At 68.9% G+C, this 14,668-nt stretch carries 9 protein-coding genes; 1 reads left to right on the top strand and 8 read right to left on the bottom strand.

Annotated features, from left to right (window positions below; all coding sequences use genetic code 11):
- Positions 1-11: 11 nt before the first annotated feature.
- From ABZV40_RS39875 to ABZV40_RS39840, 8 genes are all read right to left on the bottom strand, one after another.
- Positions 12-1,265, bottom strand: coding sequence for a ricin-type beta-trefoil lectin domain protein (locus ABZV40_RS39875; protein ID WP_355454270.1), 1,254 nt, complete (start codon positions 1,263-1,265; stop codon positions 12-14).
- Positions 1,262-2,575, bottom strand: a complete 1,314-nt coding sequence (locus tag ABZV40_RS39870) for a ricin-type beta-trefoil lectin domain protein (RefSeq protein WP_355454268.1) — start codon at positions 2,573-2,575, stop codon at positions 1,262-1,264. Before ABZV40_RS39870 ends, ABZV40_RS39875 begins: the two co-directional genes overlap by 4 nt.
- A gap of 264 nt (positions 2,576-2,839) precedes the next feature.
- Entirely contained in the window at positions 2,840-4,138 is a 1,299-nt protein-coding gene (locus tag ABZV40_RS39865) for a ricin-type beta-trefoil lectin domain protein (protein ID WP_355454266.1), read from the bottom strand.
- Positions 4,139-4,195: 57 nt separating this feature from the next.
- Positions 4,196-5,491, bottom strand: coding sequence for a cellulose binding domain-containing protein (locus ABZV40_RS39860; RefSeq protein WP_355454264.1), 1,296 nt, complete (start codon positions 5,489-5,491; stop codon positions 4,196-4,198).
- Between the two features lie 76 nt (positions 5,492-5,567).
- A complete protein-coding gene (locus tag ABZV40_RS39855) occupies positions 5,568-8,423 on the bottom strand; it encodes a glycoside hydrolase N-terminal domain-containing protein (RefSeq protein WP_355454262.1) in 2,856 nt (951 codons plus the stop codon).
- Between the two features lie 78 nt (positions 8,424-8,501).
- Positions 8,502-9,851: a PHB depolymerase family esterase gene (locus ABZV40_RS39850; protein ID WP_355454260.1), complete on the bottom strand. Its 1,350-nt coding sequence runs from the start codon at positions 9,849-9,851 to the stop codon at positions 8,502-8,504.
- A complete protein-coding gene (locus ABZV40_RS39845; protein ID WP_355454258.1) occupies positions 9,848-11,215 on the bottom strand; it encodes a glycoside hydrolase family 43 protein in 1,368 nt (455 codons plus the stop codon). The genes ABZV40_RS39850 and ABZV40_RS39845 overlap by 4 nt, the downstream gene beginning before the upstream one ends.
- Positions 11,216-11,304: 89 nt before the next feature.
- On the bottom strand, positions 11,305-12,696 hold the full coding sequence (locus ABZV40_RS39840) for an endo-1,4-beta-xylanase (protein WP_355454256.1): 1,392 nt from the start codon (positions 12,694-12,696) through the stop codon (positions 11,305-11,307).
- A 600-nt stretch (positions 12,697-13,296) separates the two neighbouring features.
- On the opposite strand from ABZV40_RS39840, the gene ABZV40_RS39835 reads away from it, so the two are divergent.
- Positions 13,297-14,655: a glycoside hydrolase family 6 protein gene (locus ABZV40_RS39835; RefSeq protein ID WP_355454254.1), complete on the top strand. Its 1,359-nt coding sequence runs from the start codon at positions 13,297-13,299 to the stop codon at positions 14,653-14,655.
- Positions 14,656-14,668: the final 13 nt, after the last annotated feature.

Raw genomic sequence — 14,668 nt, 5'->3', positions numbered from 1 at the left:
GCAGGACCTGGCTAGGCCTTGGCCCAGCGTTGGGCGGCGCTGCCGTTGCAGGTCGCGACGGTGACTGCGGCGCCGTTGTTGTTGCTGGTGGCGTTGAGGCACAGTCCGCTTTGGACGTTGGTGATGGTGCCGTTGGTGCCGATGTTCCAGTTCTGGTTGGCGCCGCCGTTGCAGTCCCAGATCCGGGCCTGGGTGCCGGCACCGGCGTTGGCCGGCACCTCCACGCACTTGCCCGTGACCTGGAGGGTCTGCCCGACAACGCTGAACTGCTGGTTGGCGTTGGTGTGGCAGTCCCAGCTGATCATGGCCGTGCCGTTGGCCGTGCCCGCGCCGTTGACGTCCAGGCAGCGGCCGGAAGCCTCACCGCGCAACCGGAACGTGGTCGGAGGAGTGGGCGCCTCACCGGTGAAGAACTTCCACACCTCGTACTTGACCCAGCTGCGGGCCCCGCTCTCGCAGCCCGCACATCCGTCGACCGGTCCCTGCTGGTGGCCGCCGTCGAACGGTGCCCACACCACCGGGTAGCCGGTCTTGCAACCGGAGTAGTAGGTGGTGATGTGCGTGTTGCTGCCCCGCGCGGGTTCCGGCGCGTTCTGCGGGGTGCAGCCGTTGTTGCGGACCCACCGGTCGCGCAGGGCGCGGCCGCCGGCGATGTTGTCGCTGATGCCGTGGATGCCCATGAACGCCACCGGTGTGTTGCCGCCCTCGCAGCCGCTGATCTCGCCGCCGGCGATGGAGACGATCGCGCGGAACACCGTCGGGCGGGCGCACGCCAGCGCGACGCTCATCCCGGCGCCGTAGCTGAAACCGAGCGAGAAGACCTGGCCGGTGTCGACGCAGAGATCGCCTTCGATCCGGCTGATCATGTCGTCGACGAAGCGGACGTCCTCGCCGCCGGAGTTGGCCCAGCCGTTGTTGAGTCCCTGCGGTGCCACGAAGATGGCCGAGTTGTTGGCCAGTCGCCGCAGGCCGTAGTGGGCGTAGACGTCACCGTCGCTGCCACCGCCCGCCACCTGCTCGGCCGTACCGCCGTACCAGTGGAACCCGAAGATAAGGCGGTACTGGCGGGTGTTGTCGTAGTTGTCCGGGATGCTGATGATGAACTGCCGGCTCTTGCCGCCGCTCTGGATCGTCAGCTTGCCGTTGCGCAGCGTCGGAGCCTTGCCGCAGCCGGGAGTCGTGCTCGCGTCGGCCACGCCGACGCCGGAGAGAACCAGCGCGAGGACGGCGACCAGCCATCCTGCTCCGCGAAGTGTGCGCCTCATGCCTTCGCCCAACGCTGGGCGGCGCTGCCGTTGCAGGTCGCGACGGTGACCGCGGCGCCGTTGTTGTTGCTGGTGGCGTTGAGGCACAGTCCGCTTTGGACGTTGGTGATGGTGCCGTTGGTGCCGATGTTCCAGTTCTGGTTGGCGCCGCCGTTGCAGTCCCAGATGCGGGCCTGTGTCCCGGAGCCCGCGTTGTTGGGCGCCTCCACGCACTTGCCCGTGACCTGGAGGGTCTGCCCGACGGTGCTGAACTGCTGGTTGGCGTTGGTGTGGCAGTCCCAGCTGATCATGGCAGTGCCGTTCGCGGTGCCGGCGCCGTTGACGTCCAGGCAGCGGCCGGACGCCTCGCCGCGCAACCGGAACGAGGCCGGCGGCGGGGTGGTGGTCGTCGTCGGGCCGGTGCCGCCGGAGAACTGGGTGATGAACTTCCACACCTCGCCGGAGGTCCAGGTGCGCCAGCCGTCACCGCCGGAGTCGATCGGGCCCGGCGTGTGGCCACCGTCGAACGCCGCCCACACCACCGGATACCCGGGCCGGCAGCCGCTGTAGTTCGTGATGATGTGCGTGTGGCTGCCCGCCGCCGGTTCCGGGGCGTTCTGGGCGGTGCAGCCGTTGTTGCGGACGAACCTGTCCCGCAGACCGCGGCCCAGACTGATGTTGAGCACGTTGTCGGTGACGCCGTGCACGCCCATGTACGCGATCGGCTGGTTGCCGCCGTCGCAGCCGCTGAGCTCCGCGCCCGAGTAGGCGACGACCGCGCGGAAGACGTTCGCGCGGGCGCAGGCGATCGCGTACGACATGCCGCCGCCGTAGCTGAAGCCACCGGCGAAGCGCTGCGTCGTGTCGATGCAGAGCCCGCCCTCCAGCTGCTTGAGCATGTCGTCGATGAACGTCAGGTCCTGACCGCCGGGGTTGGCCCAGCCGTTGCCGTTGCCCTGCGGTGCCACGAAGATCGTGCCGTTGCCGGCCTGGTCGGACAGGCGCCGCAGGCCGTAGTACGACCAGTTGTAACCGTCGGTGCCACCCGAGTCGACGTCGTTCGCGGTCCCGCCCCGCCAGTGCAGGCCGACGAACAGGCGGTACTGCCGGCTGCTGTCGTAGCTCGGCGGCAGCCGCAGGATGTACGAGCGGTTCTGGCCGCCGGTGTTGATGGTGTGCTGGCCGCTGCTCAACGACGGCGGCTTGCCGCAGCCCGCGGTGCCCGCGGCCTGACCGGTGGGAGTGGTGCCGCCGAGCGCGATGCCGGCGGCGCCGAGGAAGGCCACGGCGCTCGCGGCGGCCATGGCGATGATGCTTCTACGACCGAGCATGACGCGCCCCTTTGTGCTGGTGGAACATCGTTGTCCCTTCGGTTTTCGTCACTGGAGGCCGGAAGAACCGGTGAAGGCGGTCGCCGCGCCGGTGCCCGCCTTCACCGACCCCCAGCCAGGCCGTGTCGAGAGGTCTTGTCCGCAACCCCGTCTGCCGGGCACCTACGTGGATGAAGGGCTCTTTCATCCACACCAGGTGGAGCAAGGCGCCCTTCATCCACCTCACCCGCCGGCGAGTCGCGAACACGACTTCCGGCAGTCTGCTCAGGCCTTGGCCCAGCGCTGGGCGGCGCTGCCGTTGCAGGTCGCGACGGTGACCGCGGCGCCGTTGTTGTTGCTGGTGGCGTTGAGGCACAGTCCGCTTTGGACGTTGGTGATGGTGCCGTTGGTGCCGATGTTCCAGTTCTGGTTGGCGCCGCCGTTGCAGTCCCAGATGCGGGCCTGGGTGCCGGAGCCCGCGTTGTTGGGCGCCTCGACGCACTTGCCGGTCACCTGGAGGGTCTGGCCGGTCACGGTGAACTGCTGGTTGGCGTTGCCGTGGCAGTCCCAGCTGATCATGGCAGTGCCGTTCGCGGTGCCGGCGCCGTTGACGTCCAGGCAGCGGCCGGAAGCCTCGCCGCGCAGCCGGAACGTCGTCGGGGGAGTGGGCGCCTCACCGGTGAAGAACTTCCACACCTCGGTCTTCACCCAGCTCCGCGCACCGCTCTCGCAACCGGCGCACCCGTCGACCGGTCCCTGCTGGTGTCCGCCGTCGAACGGTGCCCACACCACCGGGTAGCCGGTCTTGCAACCGGAGTAGTAGGTGGTGATGTGCGTGCGGCTGTTGGGTCCCGGCTCGGGGGCGTTCTGGGGCGTGCAGCCGTTGTTGCGGACCCAGCGGTCCCGCTGCGCCCGTCCGCCACCGATGTTGTCGTTGATGCCGTGGATGCCCATGTACGCGACGGGTGCGGTGCCGCCCGCGCAGCCGCTGATCTCACCGGGGCTCGCGATGTCGGCGATCGCCCGGAAGACGGTCGGGCGGGAGCACGCGAGCGAGATGCTCATCGAGCCGCCGTAGCTGAAGCCGATGGAGAACAACTGCGTGGTGTCGACGCAGAGGTCGCCTTCGATCCGGCTGATCATGTCGTCGACGAAGCGGACGTCCTCGCCGCCGGAGTTGCCCCAGCCGTTGTTGAACCCCTGCGGCGCGACGAAGATCGTCGAGTTGTTCGACAGCGGCTTCAGCCCGTAGTAGGCGTAGACGGCGCCATCGCTGCCGCCGCCCGCCACCTGGTCCATGGTGCCGCCCAGCCAGTGGAAGCCGAAGACCAGCCGGTACTGCTTGGTGTTGTCGTAGTTGTCCGGGATGCTCAGGATGAACGACCGCGTCTTGCCGCTGGTCTGGATCGTCTGGTTGCCGTTGCGCAGGGTCGGTGCCTTGCCGCAACCGGCGGTCCCCGCGAGGGCGGTGGGATCGCCGGAAGCGGCGGACACCTGTGCTCCGGCGGCGCCGGGGCTGGACAGGACCAGGGCGACGGCAGCGACCAGCCACCCCGCCGCACGGAGAATTTTCTTGTGTCCCATGGATGTTCGCGCTCTCTGTCGGTGGGCTTCTCCGGGCGGCGGTCCGGCGGTGGTCGGTCAGGAGGAGATGGTGCAGCTCTTTCCGTTGAGGGCGAACGAGTCCGGTGCGGACGTGTTGCCGGTGTGGTTGGCCTGGAAGCCGATGGTGATCGACGCGTTCGGCGCGATGTCGCCGTTGTAGTTGACGTTCTTCGCCGTCACCTGGCCCGAGGCGGGCGAGTAGCTGGCGCTCCAGCCGGACGTGATGGTCTGACCGCCGGGCAGGGTGAAGACCAGCGACCAACCGCTGATCGGCGTCGTGCCGGTGTTGGTGATGGTGATGCTCGACGTCAGGCCGGTGTTCCAGGCGTTGACCGCGTCCTTGACCTGGCAGCCCCCGGTGGGAGGCGGCGTCGTGGTCGTCGTGGTGGTCGTAGTCGTCGTGGTGGTCGTGGTCGTGGTCGTGGTGGTCGTGCCACCGCCACCACCTTCGAACTGGCTGATGAACTTCCACGCTTCGCCGGAGGTCCACGTGCGCCAGCCGTCACCACCGGAGTCGATCGGACCGGGCGTGTGCCCGCCGTCGAACGCGGCCCACACCACGGGGAAGCCGGGCCGGCAGCCGCTGAAGTTGGTGACGATGTGCGTGTGGCTGCCCGCACGGGGTTCGGGCGCGTTCTGCGGTGTGCAACCGTTGTTGCGCACGAACCGGTCGCGCATGCTCCGGCCTTGCGAGATGTCGAGCACGTTGTCGCTGACACCGTGGACGCCCATGTACGCGATGGGGTCGTTGCCGCCGGTGCACCCGCTGAGCACGCCGCCGGAGTAGACGACCACCGCGCGGAACACGTTCGCACGGGCGCAGGCGATCGCGTACGACATGCCGCCGCCGTAGCTGAAGCCGCTGGCGAACCGCCGCGTCGGGTCGACGCACAGCCCGTTGTCGATCAGCTTGACCAGGTCGTCGATGAACGTCAGGTCCTGGTTGTTCGGGTTGGCCCAGCCGTTGTTGTTGCCCTGCGGGGCGACGAAGATCGTGCCGTTGTTCTCCGCGTCGGCGAGCTTGCGCAGCCCGTAGTACGACCAGTTGTAGCCGTCCGTACCGCCCGAGTCGACGTCGTTGGCCGTGCCGCCGAGCCAGTGCAGGCCGACGTACAGGCGGTACTGCCGGTTGTTGTCGTAGTTGGCCGGCACCCGCAGGATGTACGAGCGGTTCTGGCCGCCCGTGTTGATCGTGTGCTGGCCGCTCGTCAGCGTCGGTGCCTTGCCGCATCCCGCGGTGCCCGCGGTGATGCCGACGTGGTCGGCGGGAGTCGTGCCGCCGAGCGCGATGCCCGCGGCGCCGAGGAAGACCACGGCGCTGGCGGCGGCCATGGCGATGACGGTCCTATGCCTGAACATGGCACGGTCCCTTGTGCTCGTGGAACATCGTCGTTCCCTTCGGTTCTCGTCACACTGCTTGGACCTGGAATCGCTGGTTGTCCGCGCCGCTGGGGTTCCACTGGGAGACGCGGGCGCCGTCGGCGGTCGACACGTTCCAGACGTCCATCGCGAGGTTGCTCTGCCGGTTGACCAGGCTGATCACCCCGCCGCCCTGGTCGACCACCCGCCACTGCTGGTTCGTCGCGTTCGTGTCGGCCTGCTGGCTGATGTCGGCGCCGGTGCTGGAGCTCGCGACCTGGAGCACCAGGCCGCTGTGCCGCGCCCTGACCCGGTAGTAGCCGCCACCGGAGTCGACGAAGTCGAACTGCTGGTTGAGCCCGGTGGTCTGGGACCACTGCTGCAGCAGCGCGCCCGCCGCGGTGGAGGAACCCGCGATCTCGATCGGCTTCCCGCTGTGGCGGGCGACCAGCCGGTAGTTCACGCCGGGGCGCACCACCGGTCCGGAACCCGTGCCCTGGCCGGTGGCGCGGTAGGTGTGTCCTGCCTGGACGGCGAACTCGGCGAGGTCGGCCTCCGGCCTGGTGGGCTGGAGCGCGGTGCCGGTCGTCGTGTCGCGCAGCTCGAAGGTACCGCCGAAGACCCGGTTGCGGACGCGGACGGTGCCGTCGCGGTCCGCCGTGACGGACAGCGTGATCGTGCCGTCGGCCGCCCACGTCGCGCCGACGGTGTACCCGCCGCGCCCGCGCAGGCCGGAGAAACTGCCGGCCGGCCACGCCGGTGGCAGCGCGGGCAGCACGTTCAGCTCGCCGTTGTGGCTGTGCAGCAGCATTTCCGCGACGCCGGAGGTCGCGCCGAAGTTGCCGTCGATCTGGAACGGCGGGTGCAGGTCGAACATGTTGGGCGCGAGGCGGTCCGTGGTCACGAGGGACCGGATCAGGTCGTGCGCCCTGGCGCCCTCCTCCAGCCGCGCCCAGTAGTTGATCTTCCAGGCGAGTGACCACCCGGTGCCCGCGTCACCGCGCAGCTCCAGCGTCCTGCGGGCGGCGGTGTGCAGCTGCGGGGTGCCGCGCTTGGTGATCTGGTTGCTCGGGTGCAGGCCGTAGAGGTGCGAGACGTGCCGGTGGTTCTGCTCGGTCTCGACCCAGTCGTAGAGCCATTCCATGACGTTGCCGCGCGAGCCGACCTTCATCGGCGCCAGCCGCTGGCGCGCCGCCCGCACCTGCGTGCGGAAGTCGGCGTCGACACCCAGCACCTCGGACGCGCCCGCGCAGCCGTCGAACAGGTCGCGCAGGATCTGCATGTCCATCGTCGGCCCGGCGCACACGCTGGCGTTCGCGTGGTGGGTGAGCTCCGGCGAGTTCGACGGGTTGGTGACGAGGTAGCCCAGACTCGGCTCGGTGACGAGCGTGTCGAGGAAGAACTGCGCGGACCCCTTGAGCGCCGGGTAGTACGTGCGCAGGAAGTCGACGTCGCCGGTGAACCGGTAGTGGTCCCAGATCATCGTCGAGAGCCAGGCCCCGCCCGTCTGCCACATGCCCGACGTCGCGAAGTCGACGACCGAGGAGCCGCGCCAGGCGTCGGTGTTGTGGTGGGTGACCCAGCCGCGGGCGTTGTACTGCACCTGGGCGGTGCGGGCGCCGGTGACGGTGAGGTCGTTGATCATCCTGAACACCGGCTGGAAGCACTCGCCGAGGTTCGTGGTGTCCGCGGGCCAGTAGTTCATCGGCAGGTTGGCGTTGAGCGTGTACTTCGAGTCCCACGACGGCGCCATCTGGTCGTTCCAGATGCCCTGCAGGTTCGCCGGTTGCGTGCCGGGACGCGACGACGAGATCAGCAGGTAGCGGCCGTACTGGAACAACAGCACCGAGAACTGCGGGTCGGTGGTGCTCGCGTGCCGGCTGATCCGGACGTCCGTCGGCTGGTCGGCCGCCGCGGTGCGGCCGAGGTCGAGGCTGACCCGCCCGAACAACGCCTGGTAGTCGGCGACGTGCCGGGCGCGCAGGGTGTCGAACGACCGGCCCTGCGCGGCGTTCAGGCGGCTGCGGGCGCTGCCCTGGTAGTCGCCGTTGACCGTGCGGAAGTCGATGTAGCTGGTAGCGATGGAGATCAGGACCGTGACGGCGTTGGCGTTGCTCACCCGCAACGTCCCGCCGGAGCTGCTGACGGTGCCGCCTTCGGCCACCGCCCTGGCCAGTGCGAGGAACCGGACCGTGCCCGCGATTCCGCGCTGGTCGCCGGAAATGCCGTCGAGCGCGATCGTCGTGGCGTCCGGGCTGGACGCCGTCGTGCGCTGCGGCGAGCTGAACGACGCGTTGAACGAGACCGAACCGGGCGTCTCCGCGGTCAGCCGCACGACGATCACCTGGTCGGGCGCGCTCGCGAACACCTCGCGCCGGTAACGCACGTTGTTCGCCGTGTAGGTCACGGTGGTCGTCGCGGTGGTGAGGTCGAGCGAGCGCTGGTACGCCGACGCGGTCGCGTTCGGCAACGCCAGCCGCAGATCGCCGACCGGCTGGTAGGCGAGCTGCCCGGCGGGGTTGCCGAGCATCGTCTGGTCGATCAGCGACTGCGCCTGCGTCCACTGGTTCGAGAACACGAGCTGCCGGATCTGGGCGAGCGAGCCCGCGCCGCGCGGGTTGCTGTAGTCGTGCGGGCCACCCGCCCAGACCGTGTCCTCGTTGAGCTGCAGGCGTTCGGTGTCGGTGTTGCCGAACACCATCGCGCCCAGGCGGCCGTTGCCGACCGGAAGCGCGCGCAGCCAGTCCGATCCCGCCGGGCGGTCGTACCACAGGGCGAGATCGTTGGCGGCGCGCACTTCCGGCGGCGCCGAGGAGGCGGCGTTCGCCGTCGCTGTCCAGCCCGCCCGCGTCAGCACGACACCCGCGCCGAGCTTCATGAGCTGCCGCCGGTTCAGGTCGGACATGCCGGTCCTCCAATGGGTTTCGCGGTCGCTGAAGCACCCCTGGTGGTGGCCACGAGGAGTCGGGACTTGCCGGGACGGTCAGCTCACGGCGCACCGCGCGTCGTTGAGCGTGAACCCGTCGGCGACGGCGCTGTTGCCGGTGTGCGAGGCCTGGAAGCCGATCTGCACCGACCCGCCCGGCGGGATCTGCGCGTTGTAGTCCACGTTGCGCGCGGTGACCTCGCCGCTGGCAGGGGAGTAGCCGGCACTCCAGCCGCTCGTGATCACCTGTCCGCCGGGCAGTGTGAACCGCAGCTGCCAGCCGTTCACGGCCGTGGTGGACGTGTTCTTGATGGTGATCGTCTCGGTCAGGCCGGTGTTCCACGCGCTGACCGACGCGGTGACCGCACAGTCACCGGGCGGAGGCACCGGCGTTGTCGTGGTGGTCGTCGTTGTCGTTGTGGTTGTGGTGGTGGTCGTCGTGGTGACCGGCGGGTTGTTGTCCAGGCCGAGGAACGCGATCGAGTACGCGAGCATGCCCGCCATCGGCAGCTCGTGCCCGACACCGGAGATGCTGACGCCCTCGACGGTCGCCGTGGTACCGGTGGCGCCGTAGCGGGTGCGGGTCCAGTTCGACTTCGGCTGGTCGGTGAACGACGGCGTCCTGCTCAGCCCGTTCAGGTTGGTCCACTGGTCGAGTTCTTCGCCGAAGTTCGGGTACGCGAGCGTCGTGTCGGTGGTGCCGTGCCACAGCTGCATCCGCGGGTAACGCCCGGTGTAACCCGGATACATCGCCCTGGCCACGTCACCCCACTGCTGCGGGGTCTTCTGCACGTTCCCGCCGGAGCACTGGCTGTTCCACAGCGAGCCGTTCGTCGTCGCGAAGCAGCCGGCCGGCACGCCGGAGAACGCCGACCCCGCGCTGAACACGTCCGGGTACTCCGCGGCCAGCACGTTGGTCATCATCGCCCCGGACGAGAAGCCCGCGACCACGATCCGGGCCGGGTCGGCGTTGTAGCGCTGGCGCGCGTACGACACCATCGACATGATCCCGGTCGAGTCGCTGCCTCCGTTGCGCCGCAACGCGTTGGGCGTCGACACGTCGAAGCAGTGCCCGTCCCTGGTCGCCTCCGGGTAGACGATCACGTACCCGTAGCGGTCCGCGCCGGTGACGTAGTCGCGCCCGTTGCCGTTGTGCACGGCGCTCGCCGAGCCGCTGCAGTAGTGCACCATCACCAGCATCGCCGGGCGGGCCGCGACCCGGTCCGGCACGTAGACGTACATGTTGAGGTTGGTGGGGTTCGTGCCGAAGTTCGTGACCCGCACCAGCGACGCGGCCTGCGCCTGTTGCGGCACCAGGGAGAGCGCGATGGCGGCGACCAGCAGCGTCACGGCCGCGACGAGGGCGGCGAGGGTGAGGCCGTCGCGGTGACAACGCACGGTGCTCATGCGCCACCGCCGAACTGCCACCAGTTGAAGTTGAACAGGTAACCGCTGCCACCGCTGAACCTCAGGTAGAGGTCGCGGGTGCCGGTCAGCCCGCTCACCGGGCACGAGACGGTGGTCCACGTCTGCCACCCGCCGGTGTTGGGCACCGAGCACCGGCCGGCGAGAGGCCCGGTCGGGCTGTCGGTGTGCACCTCGACGGAGCTGCCGGCGACGGTGGACGCCACCCGCGCGCTGAAGGTCTTCGCGCCGGAACCGAAGGCGACGTTCTTCACCTTGATGTAGTCGCCGTTGTTGATGAACCCGACGTCCATCCCGCCCTCGCTGGACGGCTCGGTCTCGATGCCGCTGCCCCACGCGATGGTCTCGGCTTCCTGGCGCACATAGGGGTTGAGCGTGTCCGCCGGCGGGGGTCCGGTGGTCGTCATGTTGATCGTCGGGATCGTGCCGTCGGCGTTGTAGCTGAACTTCTCCACCGCGACGGACCTGGTGAAGCCGCCACCGCCGGGCAGTGCGCCGTTGTGGTAGAAGAAGTACGAGCTGCCCTTGAAGTCGATCAGGCCGGGGTGGTTGGTGAAGCTGCTGCCCTGGGTGGGCATCACGGTGCCGCGGTAGGTCCACGGTCCGGTCGGGGTGGGAGCCGTCGAGTAGGCGATGAACTCAGAACAGCACTTGGCCGCGAAGACGTTGTAGTACAGGCCGTTGCGCTTGTAGACCCACGGCCCCTCCTCGTAGAGGGTGGGCCGGTTGGCGTCACCGGTGCGGGTGCCGAAGCCCGCCGTGGTCAGCGGGATCCGGTTGATGCCACCGGAGTAGGAGATCATGTCGGTGTTCAGGCGGATGTACGACAGGTTGGGGTTGCCCCAGTACAGGTACGCCTGCCCGTCGTCGTCGATGAACACCGTCGGGTCGATCTCGCCGTTCTCCACCAGCGGGTGACCGAGGGCGTCGCGGAACGGGCCGGTGGGGCTGTCGGAGACGCCGACACCGATGGCCATGCGTCCGGAGGCCTTGTTGACGATCGGGACGTAGTAGTAGAACTTGCCGTTGCGCTCGATCGCCTGCCCGGCCCACGCGTCCTGCTTGGCCCAGCTGAAGGTGGCGAGACTCATCGGCGAGCCGTGGTCGGTCCAGTTCACCATGTCGGCCGACGACCAGACCCGCCACTCCTTCATGGTGAACCAGGTCGAGTTGTCCTCGTCGTGCCCGGTGTAGAGGTAGACCCGTCCGTTGTGGACCAACGGCGCCGGGTCGGCGGTGTAGATGTGTTGCACGATCGGGTTGTCCGCCCGTGCCGGAACGGACAGCGTCAGCACGACGCCGACCGTCAGCGCGATGCGCGCCCAGAATCCACGTCTCGTGGCCATCTCTCGTCTCCCCAAGGTGCGGGGCGGGGTCCGCGTGTCCGCCCGTCCGGTCCGTCGGACCCCGCCCCGCGGTTCGGTGGTGCGTGGCGTCAGCTCGCGCTGCAGGACGGGTTGAGGCCCGTGCCGCTTCCGGTGCCCTGGAAGCCGAACTCGGTGGACCCGCCGGCGGGCACGTTGGCGTTGTAGTCCACGTTGGACCACGTGATCGCGCCGTTGTTGCCGCTGCGGTTGGCACTCCACGAGTTGGTGACCGTGCCGTTGGACAGGGTCGTCGAGACCCGCCAGCCGCTCAGCGCGGACGATCCGGCCGTGACCTTGACCGTGGCGACGAAGCCGCCGTCCCACTGGTTCAGCGACACCGACGCCGTGCAGTCACCAGGACCCGGGTTGTTGCTCGTGGTCGTGGTGGTGGTCGTGGTCGTCGTTGTGGTCGTCGTCGTTGTGGTCGTGGTGGTCGTCGGGCCGGGACCAGCCGCGTTCAGCGCGTCCAGAACCGCGTTGTAGGCGGGCTTCTTGGCGCCGGATCCCGTGAACAGCAACGGGTTGTCCCCGCCACGCCACGAGTCCGTGTCACGAATGCCCCACGTGGTGATGCCTGCGCAGGCGCGGACGGCCACGCACGCCTTCGTCACGGCACCGTAGGCGGCTGCCTGGTTGCTGCCGGAGATGTCGAGCTCGGTGATCTGCACCTCGACGCCGAGGTCGGCGAAGCGCTGGAGGTTCGCCTGGTAGTCGCCGGGCGGGTTGCCCGAGAGGTGGGACTGGAAGCCCACGCAGTCGATCGGGACACCGCGGGACTTGAAGTCGCGCACCATGTTGTAGACGCCGGTGGACTTCGGGTTCACGCCGTCGGTGTTGTAGTCGTTGTAGCAGAGCTTCGCGCCGGGGTCGGCGGCACGGGCGGCGCGGAACGCGGCCTCGATCCAGTCGTTGCCGGTGCGCTGGAGGTTGGAGTCGCGGCGACCACCGCTGCCCCCGTCGGCGAACGCCTCGTTGACGACGTCCCAGGCGTAGATCTTGCCCTTGTAGTGGGTGGCGACCTGGGTGACGTGGTTCATCATGGCCTGGCGCAGGTCGGAACCCTCCATGCGCTGCGCCCAGCCGGGTTCCTGCTGGTACCACAGCAGGGCGTGGCCGCGCATCCGCTTGCCGGTGCTCACGGCCTGGTTGAGGATGCGGTCGCCGCCGGAGTAGTTGAACTGACCGCGGTTGGGTTCGGTCGCGTCCCACTTCATCTCGTTCTCGGCGGTGACCATGTTGAACTCCGTGTTGAGGAGGTTCACGTAGGTCTGGTCGCCGAGCTTGCCCGCCGCGACGGCGGTGCCGAAGTAGCGGCCGGACTGCGCCGCGGCGGCGCCGAGCGTGGTCGCGGCGTTCGCGACGGATCCCGTGGCGGTCACGACCAGCGTCGTGCAGAGTGCCGCCGCCGCAAATGCCGACACGATCGGAACAAGTGACACTGACCTCGCTGTCAGTTTCATCTTCCACACTTTCGAAACTCCGCCCGGAAATGCCGGGCGTGGCGGGTATGACGATCTGGGCGCACGTCGCGGTGACCGGTGCGGCGATACCGGTTCCCGATGTGTGCGTTGAAGGTGCTTCGCGCGGTCAACCGCGGCGTCGTGGCCGGCGGGCGCGATGTCTTCGGCGCGGTCCGGGAATCTTCACTACCGTCTCCTTCACCCACATCACTGGGGAGTGCGCCGTGGTGGAGTGTGACACCTTCGTGTTCGCGCTCACAAGAAGGTGCAGACGGTTTTGTGCCGATATTGAGCTGAACGGGCTACAAAAGACCGGGAGCGCTCCCAGTCTGTTGTCGAATGGCGTCGAATGCGTTCTGCCGCGAGGTCTGTGGAATGATATTGCTAAAGTTCTTGCTAACAGTTTTAGCATTGACGCTACATGGCGCCCTGACTACATTGGCCCGAGCCCGGACGCGTTTTCCCCGCGCGCGGCGCGCTATCTATGGGAGCGCTCTCATAGCGCCCTCTCGCACCGCACCCAGCAACGACGCTGTGAGGACCTGAATGACAGCAATCGATCCTGCACGCGCCGGTACGCCCGGCACTTCGACGGTTGACGTGACGGCAAGACGGAGGCGTGCGGCGGGCGCCTGCGCGGCCGCGGGCGTGGTCGTGGCCGGCACCGTCGCACTGACGCTGAGCGGCGGCACGACGGTCCGCGCCGCCGAGTCGTCGTTCTACGTGGACCCGGCCAGCTCCAGCGCGAGATGGGTGGCCGCCAACCCCGGCGACTCGCGGACGCCGGTCATCCGCGACCGGATCGCCTCGGTGCCGCAGGCGCGCTGGTTCACGACCACCAACACCTCGACGATCCGGTCGGAGATCAGCTCCTTCGTCGGCGCGGCCGCGTCGGCCGGCAAGATCCCGATCCTGGTCGTCTACAACATCCCCAACCGCGACTGCGGTGGCGCCAGCGGCGGCGGAGCACCGTCGCACGCCGCCTACCGGGCGTGGATCGACGAGGTGGCCGCGGGACTGGGCGGCCGCCGGGCGACGATCGTGCTCGAACCCGACGTGCTGGCGCTGATGACCAACTGCCAGAACGCCGACCAGCAGAACCAGACCAAGGCCTCCATCGCCTACGCGGGCAAGAAGCTCAAGTCCGGTTCCGGGCAGGCCAAGGTGTACTTCGACATCGGGCACTCGGCGTGGCTCGCCCCGGCGGAGGCCGCGAACCGCCTGCGCGGCGCGGACATCTCCAACAGCGCCGACGGCATCTCGACGAACGTGTCGAACTACCGCGCGACCTCCGACGAGGTGAACTTCGCCAAGGCCGTGCTGAACAACGTCGGCGACGGCCGCCTCCAGGCGGTCGTCGACACCAGCCGCAACGGCAACGGTCCGGCGGGCAGCGAGTGGTGCGACCCGCCCGGTCGTGCGATCGGCACGCCCAGCACGGAGAACACCGGCGACTCCAAGATCGCCGCGTTCCTGTGGGTCAAGCTGCCCGGCGAGTCGGACGGGTGCATCGGCCCGGCCGGCCAGTTCGTGCCGCAGCGCGCCTACGAGCTCGCGCTGGCGGCGGGTCCAGGCCCGACCACCACGACCACGACCACCACGACCACGACCACGACGACCACCACCACGACGACCAGCAACAACCCCGGTGGTGGCTGCCGGGCGAGCTACCGGCTGCTCAGCCAGTGGCAGGGCGGCTACAGCGCCGAGATCGTGATCGAGAACCGCGGCTCGGCGATCAACGGCTGGACCTTCACGTTCTCCGCTCCCGGCGTGACGGTCACGCAGGGCTGGAACGGCACGTGGAGCAGCACCGGCGACGTGGTCCGGGTGACCAACGCGTCGTGGAACGGTTCCATCCCCGCCGGCGGCACCACCTCCATCGGTTTCAACGCCAACTACAACGGCTCGACGCCACCGTTCGCGTCGCCTGCGCTGAACGGCACCGTCTGCTCCTGAGCGGGCATCCGCC

It is taken from the genome of Lentzea sp. NPDC004782, assembly GCF_040609115.1.
In the GTDB taxonomy this organism is placed as follows: Bacteria; Actinomycetota; Actinomycetes; order Mycobacteriales; family Pseudonocardiaceae; genus Lentzea.
This window is presented reverse-complemented; position numbering and strand designations above follow the sequence as displayed.